This window comes from Streptomyces varsoviensis (assembly GCF_000718635.1).
In the GTDB taxonomy this organism is placed as follows: domain Bacteria; phylum Actinomycetota; class Actinomycetes; order Streptomycetales; family Streptomycetaceae; genus Streptomyces; species Streptomyces varsoviensis.
Genome location: NZ_JOBF01000029.1, coordinates 1 through 21250 on the forward strand (window position 1 = coordinate 1; position 21250 = coordinate 21250).

Annotated in this window: 19 protein-coding genes; 8 read left to right on the plus strand and 11 right to left on the minus strand. The window is 71.5% G+C overall.

The features are described 5' to 3' along the window. Nucleotides 1–137: 137 nt before the first annotated feature. Nucleotides 138–923, minus strand: a complete 786-nt coding sequence (locus IF55_RS30900) for a helix-turn-helix transcriptional regulator (RefSeq protein WP_030887959.1) — start codon at nt 921–923, stop codon at nt 138–140. A gap of 146 nt (nt 924–1069) precedes the next feature. Between IF55_RS30900 and IF55_RS30905 the strand changes: the two genes are divergently transcribed. The 3 genes from IF55_RS30905 (at nt 1070) to IF55_RS30915 (ending at nt 3998) form a co-directional block, all read left to right on the plus strand. Continuing rightward, nucleotides 1070–1996, plus strand: a complete 927-nt coding sequence (locus IF55_RS30905) for an ABC transporter ATP-binding protein (protein ID WP_030887962.1) — start codon at nt 1070–1072, stop codon at nt 1994–1996. Between the two features lie 112 nt (nt 1997–2108). Further along, nucleotides 2109–2879 (plus strand): ABC transporter permease, encoded by a 771-nt coding sequence (locus IF55_RS30910; protein ID WP_030887964.1) that lies wholly within the window; start codon nt 2109–2111, stop codon nt 2877–2879. Between the two features lie 105 nt (nt 2880–2984). Next, the gene (locus IF55_RS30915; RefSeq protein WP_037966414.1) at nt 2985–3998 is read left to right on the plus strand and encodes a COX15/CtaA family protein; all 1014 of its coding nucleotides are present in this window, start codon (nt 2985–2987) and stop codon (nt 3996–3998) included. Here IF55_RS30915 and IF55_RS30920 read toward each other — a convergent pair. The 3 genes from IF55_RS30920 to IF55_RS30930 all read right to left on the minus strand — a co-directional run bounded on the left by IF55_RS30920 (nt 3974) and on the right by IF55_RS30930 (nt 6573). After that, nucleotides 3974–5017, minus strand: coding sequence for an amidohydrolase (locus IF55_RS30920; RefSeq protein ID WP_030887970.1), 1044 nt, complete (start codon nt 5015–5017; stop codon nt 3974–3976). The genes IF55_RS30915 and IF55_RS30920 overlap by 25 nt on opposite strands. Before the next feature lie 81 nt (nt 5018–5098). Next, nucleotides 5099–5503, minus strand: coding sequence for a hypothetical protein (locus IF55_RS30925; RefSeq protein ID WP_030887972.1), 405 nt, complete (start codon nt 5501–5503; stop codon nt 5099–5101). A gap of 128 nt (nt 5504–5631) precedes the next feature. Next, a complete protein-coding gene (locus tag IF55_RS30930; RefSeq protein WP_030887975.1) occupies nt 5632–6573 on the minus strand; it encodes a heme o synthase in 942 nt (313 codons plus the stop codon). A gap of 478 nt (nt 6574–7051) precedes the next feature. Between IF55_RS30930 and tkt the strand changes: the two genes are divergently transcribed. From tkt to pgl, 5 genes are read left to right on the plus strand one after another with little or no spacing between them, the layout of a single operon-like run. After that, nucleotides 7052–9130 (plus strand): transketolase, encoded by a 2079-nt coding sequence (tkt, locus tag IF55_RS30935; protein ID WP_030887978.1) that lies wholly within the window; start codon nt 7052–7054, stop codon nt 9128–9130. Between the two features lie 34 nt (nt 9131–9164). Beyond that, entirely contained in the window at nt 9165–10280 is a 1116-nt protein-coding gene (tal, locus tag IF55_RS30940; protein ID WP_030887981.1) for a transaldolase, read from the plus strand. Then, nucleotides 10277–11821, plus strand: a complete 1545-nt coding sequence (gene zwf, locus IF55_RS30945; RefSeq protein WP_048832843.1) for a glucose-6-phosphate dehydrogenase — start codon at nt 10277–10279, stop codon at nt 11819–11821. Before tal ends, zwf begins: the two co-directional genes overlap by 4 nt. Then, nucleotides 11818–12915, plus strand: coding sequence for a glucose-6-phosphate dehydrogenase assembly protein OpcA (gene opcA, locus IF55_RS30950; RefSeq protein ID WP_030887985.1), 1098 nt, complete (start codon nt 11818–11820; stop codon nt 12913–12915). The genes zwf and opcA overlap by 4 nt, the downstream gene beginning before the upstream one ends. Continuing rightward, nucleotides 12912–13694, plus strand: coding sequence for a 6-phosphogluconolactonase (gene pgl / locus IF55_RS30955; protein WP_030887987.1), 783 nt, complete (start codon nt 12912–12914; stop codon nt 13692–13694). The genes opcA and pgl overlap by 4 nt, the downstream gene beginning before the upstream one ends. 226 nt (nt 13695–13920) lie before the next feature. Here pgl and pgi read toward each other — a convergent pair whose 3' ends face one another. From pgi to gap, 7 genes are all read right to left on the minus strand, one after another. After that, the gene (pgi, locus tag IF55_RS30960; protein WP_030887989.1) at nt 13921–15573 is read right to left on the minus strand and encodes a glucose-6-phosphate isomerase; all 1653 of its coding nucleotides are present in this window, start codon (nt 15571–15573) and stop codon (nt 13921–13923) included. 57 nt (nt 15574–15630) lie between these two features. Beyond that, complete coding sequence (locus tag IF55_RS30965; RefSeq protein ID WP_063764072.1) at nt 15631–17007, minus strand: MFS transporter; 1377 nt, start codon at nt 17005–17007, stop codon at nt 15631–15633. Nucleotides 17008–17164: 157 nt separating this feature from the next. Then, nucleotides 17165–17500 carry an RNA polymerase-binding protein RbpA gene (locus IF55_RS30970; protein ID WP_076971064.1) on the minus strand — a complete coding sequence of 112 codons (336 nt, stop codon included), beginning with the start codon at nt 17498–17500 and terminating at the stop codon, nt 17165–17167. A 158-nt stretch (nt 17501–17658) separates the two neighbouring features. Continuing rightward, nucleotides 17659–17895, minus strand: coding sequence for a preprotein translocase subunit SecG (gene secG, locus IF55_RS30975; RefSeq protein WP_030887994.1), 237 nt, complete (start codon nt 17893–17895; stop codon nt 17659–17661). A gap of 210 nt (nt 17896–18105) precedes the next feature. Beyond that, nucleotides 18106–18882: a triose-phosphate isomerase gene (gene tpiA, locus IF55_RS30980; RefSeq protein ID WP_030888000.1), complete on the minus strand. Its 777-nt coding sequence runs from the start codon at nt 18880–18882 to the stop codon at nt 18106–18108. A 6-nt stretch (nt 18883–18888) separates the two neighbouring features. Beyond that, nucleotides 18889–20109, minus strand: coding sequence for a phosphoglycerate kinase (locus IF55_RS30985; protein ID WP_030888002.1), 1221 nt, complete (start codon nt 20107–20109; stop codon nt 18889–18891). Nucleotides 20110–20213: 104 nt separating this feature from the next. After that, the gene (gap, locus tag IF55_RS30990; RefSeq protein ID WP_030888005.1) at nt 20214–21218 is read right to left on the minus strand and encodes a type I glyceraldehyde-3-phosphate dehydrogenase; all 1005 of its coding nucleotides are present in this window, start codon (nt 21216–21218) and stop codon (nt 20214–20216) included. Nucleotides 21219–21250 lie beyond the last annotated feature (32 nt).

Here is a 21250-nt window from a genome sequence, read left to right on the forward strand (position 1 = left end):
CTTCGCCGAGATATCCCGAACGACCTCCTCCGACAACCCGCGCCGGGCCGAAGCACCGGCCACATCGGGATCGGCCCAGCCATATTCATACGTACCCAGACCCTCAAGCTCAGGGTGAGCGGTCTCCGTAGGGAGCGTCATGCGGGGTTCCTCCCGGCCGTGCTGGTGGATGCTGTGGTGGACTGCGGAGCGGGCTCTGTGCCACCGCGTGGAATGAACGTCGTGCACACCCCGTCGCCGTGGGCGATGGTGGCCAGACGCTGTACGTGGGTCCCGAGCAGGCGGGAGAAGACCTCGGTCTCCGCCTCGCAGAGCTGCGGGAACTGTTCGGCGACATGGGCGACCGGGCAGTGGTGCTGGCAGAGCTGTTCGCCGACCGGTGCGCTGCGCGCCGTAGCAGCGTACCCGTCCGCGGTCAATGCCTTGGCCAGCGCCTCCGCGCGGCCGCGAGGCTCGGCGGCCTGGACGGCCTGCCGATATGCCTCGGCCTGGGCCGCGAGGCGGGCGCGGGCGAAGGCGGCGATCGCCGCCTCGCCCATCTCGCCGCCGCCGGCGGCCTGCGCGATCCAGCGCAGGGCGTCCGCGGCAAGCTTGTCGTATGCCTGGTCGAAGGCGTCCCGGCCGCACTCGGTGAGCGCGAAGACCTTGGCGGGCCGCCCGCGCGTACGGGCGCCGTAGACGCGCTTCTCGCGGGGCTCCACGACCCCTTCGGCGACGAGGGTGTCGAGGTGGCGGCGGACCGCCGCCTGGGTCAGTTGGAGCCGCAGGGCGACCTCGGCCGCGGTGGACGGGCCGTGGTCGAGGATGGAACGCACGACGCGATTGCGCGTGCCGCGCTGCTCGTCGAGCGCGGGCGCAGCGCCGCCGGGCCCGGCGGCCGGGGTGGCCGCGGGTCCCGTCTGAGCCTCGCTCACGTTTTTCACAACGCTATTGTTGCGTAATTCCCTGGACCGGGACAAGCCCCGCCCGGACGGCGCGACGGTGGCCTCGATCACTAAGGGCTGCCTAATCGGGGCCGGTTTCCGCCCCGGGCCACCGGCGGCCGCCGCCGGTTCGTAGACTTCCCGGCATGCGAAACGAGCCCGCCGTCGAGGTCGTCGGCCTGGTCAAGCGGTACGGCGCGAAAACCGCGGTGAACGGCCTGGACCTGTCCGTGGCGCGCGGGACCCTGACGGCCGTGCTCGGCCCCAACGGGGCGGGCAAGACCACCACCATCGAGACCTGCGAGGGGTACCGCCGGCCCGACGCCGGAACGGTCCGGGTGCTGGGGCTCGACCCGGTGGCCGACTCCGCCGCGCTCCGCCCGCGCGTCGGCGTGATGCTCCAGAGCGGCGGGGTCTATCCGGGAGCGCGCGCGGAGGAGATGCTGCGCCACACCGCCTCCCTGCACGCGCACCCCGTGGACGTCGACGCGCTCGTCGAGCGGCTGGGGCTGGCGGCCTGCGGCCGCACCGCCTACCGCCGGCTGTCCGGCGGCCAGCAGCAGCGGCTCTCCCTCGCGATGGCCGTCGTGGGCCGCCCCGAACTCGTCTTCCTGGACGAGCCGACGGCGGGCCTCGACCCGCAGGCGCGCCACGCCACCTGGGACCTGGTGCGCGAGCTGCGCGCCGACGGCGTCACGGTCGTGCTCACCACGCACCACATGGACGAGGCCGAGCAGCTCGCGGACGATGTGGCGATCGTGGACGGCGGCAAGGTCATCGCCCAGGGCAGCCCGGAGCGGCTGTGCAAGGGCGGCGCGGAGAACACCCTGCGCTTCGGCGGCCGCCCCGGCCTGGACCTGGGCTCGCTGCTGAAGGCGCTCCCCGCCCAGTCGGCCGCCGTCGAGCTGACCCCCGGCACGTACCGCGTCTCCGGCGAGGTGGACCCGCAGCTCCTGGCGACGGTGACGAGCTGGTGCGCCCAGAACGGCGTCATGCCGGACCGCATCTCGGTCGAGCGGCACACCCTGGAGGACGTCTTCCTGGAACTGACCGGCAAGGAGCTGCGCGCATGACGGCATACGGCACCACCGGATACGGCGCCACCGGCCGCAAGCGCGGGGGCGGCCTTCAGGACGGCGCCCGTGAAGACACTCGTACGGAACAGACCGGCAAGGAGCCGCGCGCATGAGCGCCACGGGCACGTTCACCCCGCACCCCGGCGCCGCGCCGCTCCCCCGGATGATCCGGGCGCAGGCCGCGCTGGAGACCCGGATGCTGCTGCGCAACGGCGAGCAGCTCCTGCTGACCGTCATCATCCCGGCGCTGCTGCTGGTCCTCTTCAGCGCCGTCGACATCGTCGACACCGGCAGCGGGAAGTCCGTCGACTTCGTCGCCCCCGGTGTGCTGGCCCTCGCCGTGATGTCCACGGCCTTCACGGGACAGGCCATCGCGACCGGCTTCGAGCGGCGCTACGGGGTCCTGAAGCGGCTCGGCGCGTCGCCGCTGCCGCGCTGGGCGCTGATGACGGCCAAGACGTGTTCGGTGCTGGTGACGGAGGTCCTTCAGGTCGTGCTGGTGACGGTGATCGCCTTCGCCCTGGGCTGGTCCCCGCACGGCAACCCGCTGGCCGTACTCCTGCTGCTCGTGCTGGGGACCGCCGCGTTCTCCGGGCTCGGCCTGCTGATGGCCGGCACGCTGAAGGCGGAGGCGACGCTGGCCGCCGCCAATCTGGTCTTCCTGCTGCTGCTGGTCGGCGGCGGGGTCATCGTGCCGCTGGAGAAGTTCCCCGGCGCGGCGCGGAGCGTCCTGGAGCTGCTGCCGATCTCGGCGCTCTCCGACGGCCTGCGCGATGTGCTCCAGCACGGCGCGGGGATGCCCTGGGGCGACCTCGGCATCCTCGCCGTATGGGCCGTGCTCGGCCTGGGCGCCGCCGCCCGCTGGTTCCGCTGGGAGTGACCCCGGGGGCTCCCCCGGCGGGGCCGCAGCGCCCTTTCGAGGCCCTGGAACACCATGGCGGGCCCCAAGTGAAAAGATGCACAAGCGCCCCCTTACGATGAGCCCGTGCCGAAAACGCTGAACCCCCTCCAGCTCATCGCCGACCGCTGGCAGCCCTCCGCGCGCTTCGTGCGCGGTGCCGCGCTGGCCACCGTCGTGATGGCCGTGATCATCGTCGTCACCGGCGGCGCGGTGCGGCTGACCCAGTCCGGGCTCGGCTGCCCGACCTGGCCGACCTGCACCGAAGAGAGCCTGACGCCCACCGGCGCGATGGGCATCAACGGCATCATCGAGTTCAGCAACCGCATGCTGACGTATGTGCTGTGCGGCGTCGTCGGCGTGTTCATCATCGCCTCGCGGGCCCTCGCCCCCCGCCGCCGCGGCCTCACCCGGCTCGGCTGGGCGCAGTTCTGGCTGGTGATGGGCAACGCGGTGGTCGGCGGCATCACGGTGCTGACCGGCCTGAACCCGTACATCGTCAGCTCGCACTTCCTGCTCGCCTCCGGGCTGCTGACGGTCGCGGTGATCGGCTGGCAGCGCTCCCGCGAGGGGGACGCCGCGCCGCGCGACCTCGTGGCCCGGCCGGTCCGGCAGCTCTCCTGGGTGCTCGTCGCGGCGAGCGCCGCGCTGATCGTCATCGGCACGGTGGTCAGCGGCGCCGGCAAGCACGCCGGGGACGCCTCCAAGGACGTGCGCCGCATCCCGCTGGACTGGCGCGAGGTCACCCAGCTCCATGTGGACTTCGTCTTCATCGTGGTCGGCCTGACCGCCGCGCTGTGGTTCACGCTGCGGGCCGTGAAGTCCCCCGCCCAGCCGCGCCGCAAGGTGCTGGAGATGTTCGTGGTGCTGCTCCTCCAGGGCGTCATCGGCTACGTCCAGTACTTCGCCGACACGCCCGAGCTGCTCGTCGGGGTGCACATGTTCGGCTCCTGCCTGGTGTGGATCGCGGCGCTGCGGGTCTTCCTGTCGCTCCGCGAGCGCGCCGACGCGCCGATCGTGCCCGCGCCCTCCGACGAGCCCGGCGCACCCGTCAAGCGCATCGGCCGCGAAGCCGTTCAGCCGGCCGCGTCCAGCCGGTAGATCCGGCGCGCGGTGCCGCCCGCGACGAGCGAGGCGATCCGCCGCGCGTCCTCCCGCCCGCAGACGCCGTCGGCGACCCATTCGGCGACGAGCCGGTCCATGGCCGACAGGAACCGCCGCGCGCCCACCACGTACAGCTCGGCGAGGGCCCGCGCGCCCGTGGAGAACAGCAGCTTGCCGAACGGGGCCTCCCCCAGCGTCTCCTGGGGCCGGGGCCCCGCGTCCGCGTACACGTGCGGGAAGACGGCGGCGAGCTGCGCGGCCCGCCGGTGGTGCCGGGGCCCGGGCAGCAGCACCAGATCGGTGCCGAGGCCGGTGGTGGCGCGCAGGACGCCGGCCAGCCGCCGCGGGTCCCGGCAGTGCAGTTGTACGGGCAGGCCGGTGGCGACGGCGCTCCACAGCAGGTGGCCGACGAGCACGGGGTCCCGCGGCCACGAGCCGGTCCGGCGGGTGGCCAGCCAGCGGTCGGCGGTGCGGCGCACGCGGTCCGCGCCGGGCGGCTCGTCCTCGCAGCCGTCGACGCCCAGCGCGAGGGCCGTGGCGTGCTGGGCGGCCGCGTACAGCGCCTCCGCGGTGTTGGCGGCGAAGGAGTCGGCGGCACCCGAGGTGTCCGCGACCTGCCCGGCGAGGGCTTCCAGGCGTACGACCTCGTGAGCGCGACCCTCGGCGGCCTCGGCGAGTTCCGGCGCCGAGGTCAGCTCGCCGGGCGTGCCGGACTCCAGCAGGTAGGTGCCGATGCCCGAGCCGCGCAGCAGCGCGCGGCCGGCCCGGTACGCGCCGAGTTCGCGCCGTCTGGCGAGGTAGCGGACGGGCGTGCAGTGCGGTTCCAGGCCGAGCAGCGGCGGGCACCAGCGGCGTACGGCGAGCCCCGCCCAACTGTCGAAGTAGGTGGTGCCCGGCGGTGCGGGCCCGGCGGCGCCGGCCGCGTCGGCGAGGTGGGCCTCGAAGGTGCCGAGCCCCAGCTCCCCGTGGACCGCGCCATGGCTGTACTGATCGACGAGCGACGGCATGCCGTCCATCCCGTTACGCCCCCTCCCTGCCCGAGCGCCGGGGCGGCCGCGAGGGCCGCTCTCCGGTGGGTCTAACGGCCGGCGGACGGGTCAGTTATCGGCGCCGGGGTTGGCGGGCCCGCCGATCTGGAGGCCGGCCATGCGGCTCCACTCGTACGGGCCGGTGCGCACCTTGGCGGCGAGGTCGCCGTCGAAGTCGTCCTGGAGGCCGATGCCCGCGAGCTCGGCGGCGGAGCGGGCGCTCTCGTAGGAGGGGGCGACGAGGTTGCCCCACGCGCCGTCAGCGCCGACGAGGGCGACTCTGGTGACGCCGCGGCCGATGTGCGCGAGCTGGCCCTCGGCGCTGCCGCCGTGGTGCCCGGCGAAGGCCTTCATCTGCTTCGCGAGCCGCTTGGCGTGCCCGGCCGTCCGGCGCTGTGACCTGTCGGGCGTGGCGTCGGGCGCGGCGGCCACGGCGTCGGGCGCGGTCTCTTCGGCCTGCTGGGTGTCTGCCATGGCCAGGATGCTACCGACGGGTAAGAGCGCGTGCCACCCCCCGGGCCCTCAGCCCTGAAGGCCCGCAGACGACGACGGGCGGGACCGGCGGCCTCAGCCGCCCGTCCCGCCCGTCGGGGCCGGTCTCGTCAGCGCAGGAAGGGGTCCACCGCGACCGCCACGAAGAGCAGCGACACATAGGTGATGGACCAGTGGAAGAGCCGCATCTCCTTGAGCTTGGCGCCGGTCACCCCGGCCTTGGCGCGGGCGAGCAGCCCGTGCGCCTCCTTGAGCCACCAGCCGCCGGTCGCGACGGCGACGGCCGGGTAGAACCAGCCGGTGTAGCCCAGGGGCCACAGCGTCAGCGACACCGCGACCATCACCCAGCTGTAGAGGACGATCTGCCGGGCGACCACCGTGTTGGAGGCGATGACCGGGAGCATCGGCACGCCGACGCGCGCGTAGTCCTCCTTGACCTTCATGGACAGCGGCCAGTAGTGCGGCGGCGTCCAGAAGAACATGACGAGGAAGAGGACGACCGCGGCCCAGGAGACCGAGTTGGTCACGGCGGACCAGCCGATGAAGACCGGCATGCAGCCCGCGATGCCGCCCCACACGATGTTCTGCGACGTGCGCCGCTTGAGCACCATCGTGTAGAGGATGACGTAGAAGAGGAGCGCGCCCAGCGCCAGCGCGGCGGAGAGCCAGTTGACGAGGAAGCCGAACCACAGCGTCGAGACGACGGCGAGGGTGAGGCCGAAGACCAGGCCCTCGCGCGGCGAGATCAGGCCGGTGACCAGCGGGCGCTGGGAGGTCCGGTCCATCATCGCGTCGATGTCGCGGTCGATGTACATGTTGAGCGCGTTGGCGCCGCCGGCGGACAGGTAGCCGCCGAAGCAGGTGGCCAGCACGAGCCACAGGTTGGGCACGCCCTGTTCGGCCAGGAACATCACCGGCACCGTGGTGATGAGCAGCAGTTCGATGATCCGTGGCTTGGTGAGAGTTACGAACCCCTTGACACGGGCCCCGAACGGCCGGTGGCTAGGGCTCGTAGCGAGCACCCCCGCAGGACGGGATTCGACGGCCGTCACGCACACCCCTGGTTCAGTGACTTCAGCGGCAGGCGCCGCGATAAGACCCAGCAAGCACCGGACGTGATGGCCCGGTAAAGACTTGCGCGTACCACGCCACTCTAGACGTAGGGGGTACCTCGGCCTTCGCGGGGGTGGGCCCGTGTTGGGCGGCGTCCCGCTTCAGGGGAGACAGCGTCCCGCTTCGGCCGAGACGCGTCCTGCTCCGGCGGAGGGGGCGGGTTCCCGCCGCGGGGGAGCCGCGGGGGGACGGCCCCGCTCGGGAGGCGGGGCGAGTGCTTCGCGGGCACCCTGGAGACACGGCCGTCACCTGGGCACGGGGAATGTTCGAGCCGCACGTCCCGTTGCCGCAGACGTCGGGTCAGGCAACCGGCCGCACGTCGAAAAGGTGCACGTTCCGGCGGGGGTAGGCTCGACAACGCCCGGCTGACACACCGTCCCGCGGCACTCGACATGTGGAGAGGAGCCCTGACGCAGGGTGAGCACCAAGCCGACCACCACAGACCTCGACTGGACCGATCTGGACCAGCGGGCCGTAGATACCGTCCGCGTCCTGGCCATGGATTCCGTGCAGAAGGTCGGCAACGGCCATCCCGGTACGGCCATGAGCCTCGCGCCCGCCGCGTACCTGCTGTTCCAAAAGCTGATGCGGCATGATCCGAGCGACGCCGACTGGACCGGCCGCGACCGGTTCGTCCTCTCGGCGGGCCACACCAGCCTCACTCTCTACATCCAGTTGTACCTGGCGGGGTACGGCCTGGAGCTGGACGACCTCAAGTCGTTCCGCACGTGGGGCAGCAAGACCCCCGGCCACCCCGAGCACGGGCACACCCGCGGCGTGGAGACCACCACCGGCCCGCTGGGCCAGGGCATCGGCAACGCGGTGGGCATGGCGATGGCCGCCCGCTACGAGCGCGGCCTGTTCGACCCGGACGCCGCCGCCGGCACCTCCCCCTTCGACCACACCATCTGGTCGATCGTCTCCGACGGCGACGTCGAGGAGGGCATCTCGGCGGAGGCCAGCTCGCTGGCCGGTCACCAGAAGCTCGGCAACCTCGTCGTCATCTACGACGACAACCACATCTCGATCGAGGGCGACACCGACACGGCGCTCTCCGAGGACGTGCTCAAGCGCTACGAGGCGTACGGCTGGCACATCCAGCGCGTCGAGCAGTCCCCCAACGGCGACTTCGACGTCAAGGCCCTCTACAAGGCGCTGAAGGCGGCGCAGAACGAGACCGAGCGCCCCTCGATCATCGCGGCCCGCACGATCATCGCCTGGCCGGCCCCGAACGCGCAGAACACCGGCGCGGCGCACGGCTCGGCGCTCGGCGAGGAGGAGGTCGCCGCGACCAAGAAGGTGCTGGGCTTCGACCCGGAGCAGACCTTCCAGGTCGAGGACGAGGTCTTCGCCCACGCCCGCGAGGTCGTCGACCGCGGCCGTGAGGCGCACGCCGCCTGGAACAAGCGGTTCGAGGACTGGCGCGCCGCCAACCCGAAGCGCGCCGCCGAGTACGACCGGATCAACGCGGCCGAGCTGCCCGACGGCTGGGAGAAGGCGCTGCCGTCCTTCCCGGCCGGCAAGGACGTCGCGACCCGCAAGGCGTCCGGCGAGGTCCTGAAGGCGCTGGGCGGCGTGATCCCCGAGCTGTGGGGCGGCTCCGCCGACCTCGCCGGCTCGAACAACACCACGATCGACGCCTCGTCGTCGTTCCTCCCGGCGGGCAACCCGCTGCCGGAGGCCAGCCCGTACGGCCGTACGGTGCACTGGGGCATCCGCGAGCACGCCATGGGCGCGACCATGAACGGCATCGCGCTGCACGGCAACACCCGCATCTACGGCGGCACCTTCCTGGTGTTCTCCGACTACATGCGCCCCTCCGTGCGGCTCGCCGCCCTGATGCAGCTCCCCGTCACGTACGTGTGGACGCACGACTCCATCGGTCTCGGCGAGGACGGCCCGACCCACCAGCCGGTCGAGCACATGTCCGCGCTGCGCGCCATCCCGGGCCTGAACATGGTCCGTCCGGCCGACGCCAACGAGACGGCCATCGCCTGGCGCGAGATCATGCGCCGCCACAACGCCAAGCCCGCGCCGCACGGCCTCGCCCTCACCCGGCAGAACGTGCCGACGTACGAGGCCAACGACGACGCCGCCAAGGGCGGGTACGTCCTCTTCGAGGCCGAGGGCGGGCGGCCGCAGGTCATCCTGATCGGCACCGGCTCCGAGGTCCAGCTCGCCGTGGCGGCCCGCGAGGCGCTCCAGGCCGACGGGATTCCCACCCGGGTGGTGTCGATGCCGTCCGTCGAGTGGTTCGAGGAGCAGGATCAGGCGTACCGCGACGGCGTGCTGCTGCCGGACGTCAAGGCGCGCGTCGCGGTCGAGGCCGGCGTGGGTCTGACGTGGCACCGCTTCGTCGGCGAGGCCGGCCGGATCGTCTCGCTGGAGCACTTCGGCGCCTCCGCCGACTACAAGGTGCTCTACCGCGAGTTCGGCCTGACATCCGAGGCCGTCACCGCCGCGGCCCGCGAGTCGCTCGCCGCCGTCGGCCGCTGACGTCCCTATACGAACAGTAGGAGATGCAATTCCCATGACGGACGCACTCAAGCGCCTCTCCGACGAAGGCGTCGCGATCTGGCTGGACGACCTGTCGCGCAAGCGCATCACGTCCGGCAACCTCGCCGAGCTGATCGACCAGAGCCATGTCGTCGGTGTCACCACCAACCCGTCGATCTTCCAGAAGGCGATCTCTGCGGGCGACGGTTACGAGCAGCAGCTCGCGGATCTCGCGGCCCGCCGGGTGACCGTCGAGGAAGCCATCCGCATGATCACGACGGCCGACGTCCGCGACGCGGCCGACATCCTGCGGCCGGTCTTCGACGCGACGGACGGCCAGGACGGCCGGGTCTCCATCGAGGTGGACCCGCGGCTGGCGCACAACACCAAGGCGACGGTCGCCGAGGCCAAGCAGCTCGCCTGGCTGGTGGACCGCCCCAACACGTTCATCAAGATCCCGGCCACCAAGGCGGGCCTTCCCGCGATCACCGAGACGATCGGCCTGGGCATCAGCGTCAACGTCACGCTGATCTTCTCGCTGGAGCGCTACCGCGCGGTCATGGACGCCTACCTGGCGGGCATCGAGAAGGCCAAGGCCGCGGGCCTGGACATCTCCAAGATCCACTCGGTGGCGTCGTTCTTCGTGTCCCGCGTGGACACCGAGATCGACAAGCGCCTCGACGCCCTCGGCGACGACGCCAAGAAGCTCAAGGGCAAGGCCGCGCTGGCCAACGCCCGCCTCGCCTACCAGGCGTACGAGGAGGTCTTCTCCTCCGACCGCTGGACCGCGCTGGAGTCGGCCGGCGGCAACCGGCAGCGTCCGCTGTGGGCCTCGACCGGCGTCAAGGACCCGGCCTACAAGGACACCCTGTACGTGGTCGAGCTGGTCGCCCCGAACACGGTGAACACCATGCCGGAGGCCACCCTGGAGGCGGCCGCCGACCACGCGGAGATCACCGGTGACACGGTCCGCGGCACGTACGACGAGGCGCAGAGCCAGCTCGACGACCTCGCCGCCGCCGGGATCTCGTACGACGATGTCGTGCAGCTCCTGGAGGACGAGGGCGTCGACAAGTTCAAGGCGTCCTGGGTCGATCTGCTGAAGTCCACCGAGGCCGAGCTCAAGCGCCTGTCCCCGTCGGAGGCATGACCTTGTCCTCTGTATCCGCAAGCGGAGTGAACCCGCTGCGTGACGCACAGGACCGACGGCTCCCGCGCATCGCGGGGCCGTCGGGCCTGGTCATCTTTGGCGTCACGGGCGATTTGTCCCGTAAAAAGCTGATGCCCGCGGTGTACGACCTGGCGAACCGCGGCCTCCTGCCGCCGGGCTTCTCGCTCGTCGGCTTCGCCCGGCGCGACTGGGAGAACGAGGACTTCGCGCAGGTCGTCCACGACGCCGTCAAGGAACACGCGCGCACCCCCTTCCGCGAGGAGGTGTGGCAGCAGCTCGCCGAGGGGTTCCGGTTCGTCCCCGGCGTCTTCGACGACGACGAGGCGTTCGAGACCCTCAAGGCCACCATCGACGAGCTCGACAAGGCCCGCGGCACCGGCGGCAACTTCGCCTTCTACCTCTCCGTGCCGCCGAAGTTCTTCCCCAACGTCGTCGAGCAGCTCAAGAAGCACGGGCTCTCCGAGGGGCCCGGCGACTCCTGGCGGCGCGCGGTGATCGAGAAGCCGTTCGGCCACGACCTCAAGAGCGCGCAAGAGCTCAACCGGATCGTGCACGACGTCTTCCCGCCCAACGAGGTCTTCCGCATCGACCACTACCTGGGCAAGGAGACGGTCCAGAACATCCTGGCGCTGCGGTTCGCCAACACGATGTTCGAGCCGATCTGGAACCGGTCCTACGTCGACCACGTGCAGATCACCATGGCCGAGGACATCGGCATCGGCGGCCGGGCCGGCTACTACGACGGCATCGGCGCGGCCCGCGACGTCATCCAGAACCACCTGCTCCAGCTCCTCGCGCTCACCGCGATGGAGGAGCCCGGCTCCTTCCACCCGAAGGCCCTGGTGGCGGAGAAGCTCAAGGTGCTGGGCGCGGTCGAGCTGCCCAAGGACCTCGGCGCGCACACCGTACGCGGCCAGTACGCGCACGCCTGGCAGGGTGGCGAGGAGGTGCCCGGCTACCTCGAAGAGGAGGGCATCGACCCCAAGTCGATCACCGACACCTTCGCGGCCATCAAGCTGGAGATCAACAACCGCCGCTGGGCGGGCGTCCCGTTCTACCTGCGCACCGGCAAGCGCCTGGGGCGCCGCGTCACGGAGATCGCCGTGGTCTTCAAGCGCGCCCCGTACCTGCCCTTCGAGGCCGGTTCCACCGAGGAGCTGGGGCAGAACGCCCTGGTCATCCGGGTGCAGCCGGACGAGGGCGTCACGGTGCGGTTCGGGTCCAAGGTGCCCGGCACCTCGATGGAGGTCCGGGACGTCACCATGGACTTCGCGTACGGCGAGTCCTTCACCGAGTCCAGCCCGGAGGCGTACGAGCGGCTCATCCTCGATGTCCTGCTCGGGGACGCCAACCTCTTCCCCCGGCACCAGGAGGTCGAGCTGTCCTGGAACATCCTCGACCCGATCGAGGAGTACTGGGACAAGCACGGCAAGCCCGCGCAGTACGCCTCGGGCACCTGGGGGCCGGCGGAGGCGGACGAGATGCTCGCACGAGACGGCAGGAGCTGGCGCCGGCCATGAGAATCGATCTGACGGACACCACCTCGTCCCGCATCAACGCGGCGCTCATCGAGGCCCGGCACTCCATCGGCTCCCCCGCCGTGGGGATGGTCCTCACCCTGGTCATCGTCACCGACGAGGGCAGCGCCTACGACGCGCTCAAGGCGGCCGGCGACGCGTCGCGGGAGCACCCCTCCCGCATCGTGGCCGTCATCAAGCGGCCCGGCCGCTCCCCGCGCGACCGCAAGATGGCCCGGCTGGACGCCGAGATCCGGGTCGGCTCCGACTCCGGCACCGGCGAGACGGTCGTGCTGCGCATGCACGGCGAGCTGGCCAACCACGCCGAGTCGGTCGTCCTCCCCCTGCTGCTGCCGGACGCCCCCGTGGTGCTCTGGTGGCCCGAGGAGGCCCCGGACAACCCGTCCACGGACCCGCTCGGCAAGCTGGCCCAGCGCCGGATCACCGACGCCGCCGCCGCGGAGGACCCGGTGACCGCGCTCGGCGTGCGCGCCGAGGCGTACGCGCCGGGCGACACCGACCTCGCCTGGACCCGCATCACGCCGTGGCGCAGCATGCTGGCCGCGGCGCTGGACCAGAAGCACTCCAAGATCAGTTCGGCGGTCGTGGAGGGCGAGGCGTACAACCCGAGCAGCGAACTGCTCGCGCTGTGGCTCGCCGACCGGCTGAAGGTGCCGGTCGAGCGGAAGGTCTCGGAGGGCCCCGGGCTCACCGCCGTGCGGATGACCACCGCGGACGGCGAGATCTGCCTCGACCGGGCGGACGGCGCGCTGGCCGAACTGGCCATGCCCGGCCAGCCCGACCGGCACGTGGCGCTCAAGCGGCGGGACACCGCCGATCTGATCGCCGAGGAGCTGCGGCGGCTCGACCCGGACGACATCTACCGGGCGACGGTGACGCTGGGCGTCAAGCAGCTCGCCAGCGCGGACAAGCCGGCCGAGGGGCCGAACGGCGGCGAGGCCGCCGTCGAGGAGGCCCCGCGGAAGACGGCCGCGCCGGCGAAGAAGAGCGCGTCGGCGAAGAGCGGTCCGGCGAGCGACGCGGCGAAGAACGACTCGGCGAAGAGCGGTTCGACGAAGAAGGCGTCGTCCAAGTGAGCGCGCCGCAGATCGTCGTGCACCGGGACAAGGAGCTGATGGCGCAGGCCGCGGCGGCCCGGCTGATCACGAAGATCGTGGACGCGCAGGCCGCCAGGGGCTCCGCCTCGGTCGTCCTCACCGGCGGGCGCAACGGCAACGGGCTGCTCGCGGCCCTCGCCGCGGCGCCCGCCCGGGACGCCGTGGACTTCTCGCGGCTCGACCTGTGGTGGGGTGACGAAAGGTTCCTGCCGGAGGGGGACCCGGAGCGCAACGTCACCCAGGCGCGCGAGGCGCTGCTCGACGCGGTGGACCTCGACCCCGCCCGCGTCCACCCGATGCCGGCGTCCCACGGTCCGTACGGCAACGACCCGGACGCGGCCGCGGCGGCCTACGCGGCCGAACTGGCCGCGGCCGCCGGACCCGAGGACCACGGCCCGGTGCCCTCCTTCGACGTCCTGCTGCTGGGCGTCGGCCCCGATACGCACGTGGCATCGCTCTTCCCCGAGCAGCCGGGCGTACGGGAGAGCGAGCGCATGGTCGTCGGCGTACGCGGCGCGCCCAAGCCCCCGCCCAACCGCGTCTCCCTGACGCTCCCGGCCATCCGCTCCGCGCGGGAGGTCTGGCTGCTGGCCGCGGGCGAGGACAAGGCTCAAGCGGTCACGATCGCCCTCTCCGGCGCGGGCGAGGTCCAGGCCCCGGCCGCCGGCGCCTACGGCCGCACCCGCACCCTCTGGCTCCTCGACCGAGCCGCCGCCGCGGGCCTCCCCCGCTCCCTGTACCCGCCGGCTTCGGCGTAGCACAGGGCGGGCCGCCCTGAGGGCCCTCAATCGCCGGACGAGCTGGGAAACCAGCCGTCCGGCGATTGCACATTACGGCCAGGGCCACCCCAGCCGGCCTGGCCGGCCCTCGAAGCCGACATCCGCCCCGGGGGGGGCGGAGCCCCGATCTGTGAGCTGTACGGACGCACCGGGCCCCGGTCACCGCGAAGGTGACCGGGGCCCGGTCCGTAGCGCCGAATCCTGGTTACCGCCCGCGCAGCGACCGGTAACGCGCGACCAGCGCCTCGGTGGACGTGTCCAGACCAGGAACCTCGGCCCCCTCGCTGAGCGCGGGCTCGATCCGCTTGGCGAGGACCTTGCCCAGTTCGACGCCCCACTGGTCGAAGGAGTCGATGTTCCAGATGGCTCCCTGGACGAAGACCTTGTGCTCGTAGAGGGCGATCAACTGCCCGAGCACCGACGGGGTCAGCTCGCGCGCGAGGATCGTGCTGGTGGGCCGGTCGCCCTTGAACGTCTTGTGCGGGATCAGCTCCTCGGGCACGCCCTCCGCCGCGACCTCCTCCGGCGTCTTGCCGAAGGCGAGCGCCTGCCCCTGGGCGAACAGGTTCGCCATCAGCAGGTCGTGCTGGGCGACCAGTCCCGGCTGGAGGTCGTCGACCGGCTGGGCGAAGCCGATGAGGTCGGCGGGGATCAGCTTGGTGCCCTGGTGCAGTAGTTGGTAGTACGCGTGCTGACCGTTGGTGCCGGGGGTGCCCCAGACGACGGGCCCGGTCTGCCAGCCGACCGGCTCGCCCGCCCGGTCCACGGACTTGCCGTTGGACTCCATGTCCAGTTGCTGGAGGTAGGCCGTGAACTTCGACAGGTAGTGGCTGTACGGCAGGACGGCGTGCGACTGCGCGTCGTGGAAGTCGCCGTACCAGACGCCCAGCAGGCCCATCAGCAGCGGCACGTTCTCCTGCGGCGGCGCGCACCGGAAGTGCTCGTCGACGAGGTGGAAGCCGGCCAGCATCTCCCGGAACCGGTCCGGCCCGATGGCGATCATCAGGGAGAGGCCGATCGCCGAGTCGTACGAGTAGCGCCCGCCGACCCAGTCCCAGAACTCGAACATGTTGTCCACGTCGATGCCGAACTCCGAGACCTTCTCGGCGTTGGTCGACAGCGCCACGAAGTGCTTGGCGACGGCTTCCTGGCCGGCCCCGAGCCCGCTCAGCAGCCACTCGCGGGCCGAGGTGGCGTTGGTGATCGTCTCGATGGTGGTGAAGGTCTTCGAGGCGATGATGAACAGCGTCTCGGCCGGGTCGAGGTCGCGGACGGCCTCGTGCAGGTCCGCGCCGTCCACGTTCGACACGAAGCGGAACTGCAGGTCGCGCGCGGTGTAGGCGCGCAGCGCCTCGTAAGCCATCGCCGGGCCGAGGTCGGAGCCGCCGATGCCGATGTTGACGACGGTCCTGATCGGCTTGCCGGTGTGGCCCTTCCAGTCGCCGGAGCGCACCCGGTCGGAGAAGACCTGCATCTTGGTGAGCACCGCGTGCACGGCGGGCACCACGTTCTCCCCGTCGACCTCGATGACGGCCGCCTCGGGGGCGCGCAGCGCCGTGTGGAGGACGGCGCGGCCCTCGGTGGTGTTGATCTTCTCACCGCGGAACATCGCGTCCCGCAGCTCGCTCACCCCGGCCGCGGCCGCCAGCTCGTGCAGCAGGCGGAGCGTCTCGTCGGTGACGAGGTGCTTGGAGTAGTCCAGGTACAGGTCGCCCACCTGGAGCCCGTAGCGCTCGCCGCGCCCGGGGTCGTCCGCGAAGAGGTCCCGCAGGTGCACCTCCCCCAGTTCGTCCCGGTGCTTGGCCAGCGCGTTCCACTGAGGCATCTGGTCGAGCCTGCTGCGGCCGTCTGCGTTCATCTCGGACATCAGCCCACTTCTTCTCGTACCTGTCCCGCCGCCTTCCAACCTAATTGATCAGGCCCCGGTATGAGACGTCTGCCCGCCGTCCGCCGCCTCCCCCCTTCCCACCGCGGCTTCCCCGCCCGTTTCCACCGCGGTTTCCCCGCCCGCCGCCGCGCCGGCTCCGGTCTCGGCCGCCTCTCCGCCGCCCGTCTCCTTCGTCTCCTTCGTCTCCTTGAGGGCGGGCGAGAGCGCGGCGACCGCGAGCACGAAGAGCGCCGCCGCGAGGAGCATCGGCGTGTTGAGCCCCCACGCGGCGGCCACCGCGCCCCCGGCGAGCGCGCCGAAGGGCGCGCCCGCCACGCCGAGCGTGCGGAACGCGGCGCTGGTCCGGCCGAGCATCCCGGCGGGGCTGCGGCGCTGCATCAAGGTCACCTGCGTGACGTTCCAGAGCATGCCGACGAAGCCGAAGGCCGCCATGGCGGCGATGGTGGCCGGCAGGAAGCGGGCCGTTCCGAGCACGATCAGGCAGCCGGTCTGGAGCGCGCCGCCGAGGAGCAGGCTCCGGGCGGGGCCGAGCCGTCCCGTGATCCGCCCGGCGGCCAGGCCGCCGGCCACTCCGCCGACGCCGTAGGCCGCGATGGCCGCCGCGTATCCCGCGTTCCCGGCATCCAGCCACCCCTTGACCAGCAGCGGGAGCATGGCGATGAGCGCGCCGACGCCGACGTTGCAGAGCGTGGTGGCCGCGCAGAGCCGGCGCAGCAGCCGGTCACGCCAGAGCGCCCGTATGCCGTCGGCTATCTCGCGCCGCAGCGTGCGCCCGGCGGCCCGGGCCGGGCGCGGCGGCGGGTCCGCCCGCACCCCGGCCACCAGGACGGCCGCGAGGAGGTACGTGCCCGCGTCGGCCGCGTACGGCACGGCGAGGCCGATGCCGAGGAGGACCGGGACCAGTGGCGCGCCGACGAAGGAGCCGGCTATCTGCTGGCCGGTCATCAGCCGGGCGTTCGCCGTGCCCAGCGCCGTCTCGTCCACGACGGCGGGCAGCAGGGCCGTGGCGGCGTTGTCGAAGAGCGTCTGGAGGGCGGTGAGCGCGAAGGCGACGGCGATGAGCAGCCCGATCGTCGCCGCGCCGCAGGCCACGGCGGCGGCGAAGGCTGCCATGAGCAGCCCGCGGACGACGTCCACCGCCCACATCGCCCGGCGCTGGTCCACCCGGTCCGCGACGGCGCCGCCGACCAGGCCGAACAGCAGCCACGGCAGGAATCCGGCGGCGGTGACCAGCGAGACGAGCACCGGTGAGTCGGTCAAGGCGACGGCGAGCAGGGGCAGGGCGGCGGAGCGCAGCGCGTCCCCGACGCGGGAGATCACGGCCGCGGACCACAGTCGTTTGAAGTCCCCCGCGACACCCGGACGGGCCACCTTCTCGTCAACCTTCGCGTCAACCGCCGTCACCGTTCCCCCGTTTCGCCTGTCAGTTCCGACCTTTGACGAAACCGTAGCGGCGACCACTGACAACGGCCCGGCCGCGCGCCCTCAAGGGGTGCGCGGCCGGGCCGTGTTGGTCAGGCTTGGTGCTTTCTGTCCGCCGCCGTCGTCCGGTCCGGCTCGCTCAGATCTCGCCGCGGAGCTTGGCGAGCGCCTCGGCGAGGATCGCCTCGCCGTCCGCGTCGCTGCGCCGCTCCCGCACGTACGCGAGGTGCGTCTTGTACGGCTCGGTGCGCGGCGGGTCCGGCGGGTTGTCCCGGTCCTTGCCTGCGGGGAAGCCACAGCGCGGGCAGTCCCAAGTGTCGGGAATCTGCGCGTCGCTGGCGAAGCTCGGCTGCGTCTCGTGCCCGTTCGAGCACCAGAAGGAGATGCGGAGGCGGGGCGCGGACTCGCCTCGCTCGGCCTCCCCCATCGGCCCCGCTCCGACCCGACTCCCTCGGATCGCGTTGCCACTTGCCACGGTCGTAACTCCCTGCGTGATGGTGCCGCGAAGCGTCAATGAGCAGCTCCGCTGCGGGCGCCCCAGTCTACGTAAGGCCCAACGCGCGTCCAGTGGCCGGAGTTACCGCCCGTCCGCGAGACGCAAGGCCCATGATAGGCCGCGCATACGACGGTACGTCAGCTATCGAGCTTCATCAGCAGGCCGAGCACGATGATGCAGATGAACCACAGCACGCCGACGGCGATGGTGATCCGGTCGAGGTTGCGCTCGGCGACCGAGGAACCCCCGACGGAGGACTGCATGCCGCCGCCGAACATGTCGGAGAGGCCGCCGCCCTTCCCCTTGTGCATGAGCACCAACATCATCAGCAGCAGGCTGAAGACGATGAGGGCGATCGAGAACCCCAAGACCACGGCTGGACCAACTCTCTCGGACTGAACACTTCGGACTGGACAACTGCTGGGCAGTTCGGACGGGAAAACTGAGAACGCCGAGGGCGTTCACACGCTGCGGAGCACCGGGGACGGCGCAGGGCCGGGGCGGCGCGTATGCGCCGGTCCCGGCCCCGACAGGGTACGACGGGTGGGCCCCATCGTCATAGCAGCCGTAGCCGCCGCCCGCGGCTACTGGTCGCGGAACCTGACGATCTTGACGAACTCGTCCGCGTCCAGCGCCGCGCCGCCCACCAGGGCGCCGTCCACGTCCGGCTGCGCCATGATCGCCGCGACGTTGCCGGACTTCACGGAGCCGCCGTACTGGATGCGGACCTTGTCGGCCAGCTCCTGGCTGTAGAGCTCGGCGAGCCGCGCACGGATGGCGCCGCAGACCTCCTGCGCGTCCTCGGGGGTGGCGACCTCGCCGGTGCCGATCGCCCAGACCGGCTCGTACGCGATCACGATGGACTCGGCCTGCTCGGCCGGGACGCCCGCGAGGGCGCCGTCGAGCTGCGCGAGGGTGTGGGAGACCTGGTTGCCGGCCTTGCGGACGTCCAGGCCCTCGCCGACGCAGAGGATCGGGGTGAGGCCGTGCGCGTAGGCGGCCTTGACCTTGGCGTTGCAGACCTCTTCGTCCTCGCCGTGGTACTGGCGGCGCTCGGAGTGCCCGATCGCGACGTAGGTGCACTTGAGCTTCGCGAGCATCGCGCCGGAGATCTCGCCGGTGTACGCGCCGGAGGCGTGCGCCGACAGGTCCTGGGCGCCGTACTTGATCTTGAGCTTGTCGCCGTCGACCAGCGTCTGAACCGACCGGAGGTCGGTGAACGGCGCGAGGACGGCGACCTCGACGGTCTCGTAGTCCTTGTCGGCCAGGGCGAAGGCGAGCTTCTGGACGTGCGCGATTGCCTCAAGGTGGTTGAGGTTCATCTTCCAGTTGCCCGCCATCAGCGGGGTGCGGTCACTCACGGTGGTTCAGTCCTCCAGTGCGGCGAGGCCGGGGAGCGTCTTGCCTTCGAGGTATTCGAGGCTGGCGCCGCCGCCGGTCGAGATGTGATCGAATCCCCGGCCAGGGTTCTCGTCGAAGCCGAGCTGGCGCACGGCCGCGGCCGAGTCGCCGCCGCCGACGACGGTGAACGCCGGGCTGTCCAGCAGCGCCTGTGCGACGGCCTTGGTGCCCTCGGCGTAGTCGGGGTGCTCGAAGACGCCCATCGGCCCGTTCCAGAAGACGGTGGCCGCGTCGGCGAGCTTCGAGGCGTACAGCTTGCGGGTCTCGGGGCCGATGTCCAGCCCCTCCTGGTCGGCCGGGATGGCGTCCGCGGCGACGGTCTCCGGGTGGGCCGGGGCCTTGGTCTTGAGGTCCGGGAACTCCGCGGCGACCAGGACGTCGACGGGGAGCACGAACTCCACGCCGCGCTCCTCGGCGCGCCGGAGGTAGCCCTGGACCGCCGGGATCTGGTCCTCCTGGAGCAGCGAGATGCCGACCTCGTAGCCCTTGGCCTTGAGGAAGGTGTACGCCATGCCGCCGCCGATCAGGATGCGGTCGGCCTTCTCCAGCAGGTGGTCGATGACGCCGAGCTTGTCGGAGACCTTCGCGCCGCCCAGGACGACGGCGTAGGGCCGCCGCACCTGGTCGGTGAGCTTCTTCAGGACGCCGACCTCGGTGGCGATGAGGTAGCCGGCGGCGTGCGGCAGCCGGGCCGGGAGGTCGAAGACGGAGGCGTGCTTGCGGTGCACCGCGCCGAAGCCGTCGCCCACGTACAGGTCCGCGAGGCCCGCGAGGGCGTCGGCGAACGCGCCGCGCTCGGCGTCGTCCTTGCTCGTCTCGCCCGCGTTGAAACGGAGGTTCTCCAGCAGCGTGACCTCGCCGTTCGCCAGTGCGGCTACGGTGGCCTTCGCGCTGTCGCCCACCGTGTCGGTGGCGAACGAGACGTTCTTGCCGAGCAGTTCGCCCAGTCGCGTCGCGGCGGGCGCGAGGGAGAACTTCGGGTCCGGGGCGCCCTTCGGGCGGCCCAGGTGCGAGGCGACGATCACCTTGGCACCCGCCTCCGCGAGCGCCTTGACCGTCGGGACGACGGCGCGGATGCGCCCGTCGTCGGTGATGGTGGTGCCGTCGAGCGGCACGTTGAGGTCGGCCCGGACGAAGACCCGCTTGCCCTCGACCCCGTCCTGGATGAGTTCGTCGATCGTCTTCATGGTGACTCCGTTGTAGTCAGTCATGAGACGGGGCCCGTGCGGCGCCGCAGCGCGTCGCACGAGCCCCGTCCTTCACATCTCGGTGCCTGCGAGAGAGGCAGCGATCAGAGCCGGCCGCCGACGAAGGTGGTCAGGTCCACCAGACGGTTCGAGTAGCCCCACTCGTTGTCGTACCAGCCGATGACCTTGACGCTCTTGCCCTGGACCATGGTCAGGGAGGAGTCGAAGGTGCAGGAGGCCGGCCAGTTGACGATGTCCGAGGAGACGATCGGGTCCTCGGTGTACTCCAGGATGCCCTTGAGCTGGCCCTCGGCGGCCTTCTGGAAGGCGGCGTTGACCTCGTCCCGGGAGGCCTCCCGCTCCAGCTCGATGACCAGGTCGGTGACCGAGCCGGTGGGCACGGGCACGCGCATGGCGATGCCGTCCAGCTTGCCGGCGAGCTCCGGGATCACCAGGGCGGTGGCCTTGGCGGCGCCCGTGGTGGTCGGGATGATGTTCTCGGCGGCGGCGCGGGCGCGGCGCAGGTCCTTGTGCGGGAAGTCCAGGATGCGCTGGTCGTTCGTGTACGCGTGCACCGTGGTCATCATGCCCTTGGCGATGCCGAAGTTCTCCAGGAGAACCTTGGCCATCGGCGCCACGCAGTTGGTGGTGCAGGAGGCGTTGGAGATGACGTGGTGGTTGGCCGCGTCGTACTTGTCCTGGTTCACGCCCATCACGATCGTGATGTCCTCGTCCTTGGCGGGCGCGGAGATCAGGACCTTCTTGGCACCGGCGGCGAGGTGCTTGGAGGCGTCGGCCTTCTTGGTGAAGATGCCGGTGGACTCGATGACGATGTCGGCGCCCAGCTCGCCCCAGGGGAGCTGCGCCGGGTCACGCTCGGCCATCGTCTTGAAGGTCTGGTTGCCGACCGTGATGGTGTCGTCGGTGTGGCTGACCTCGTGCTTCAGGCGACCCAGGATGGTGTCGTACTTCAGCAGGTGAACCAGGGTGGCGTTGTCGGTCAGGTCGTTGACACCGACGATCTCGATGTCCGCGCCCTGCTCCAGCAGCGCGCGGAAGTAGTTACGACCGATACGGCCAAAGCCGTTGATGCCTACGCGGATCGTCACGAACCGATCTCCTCGTTGGTTTGCCGGTCTGG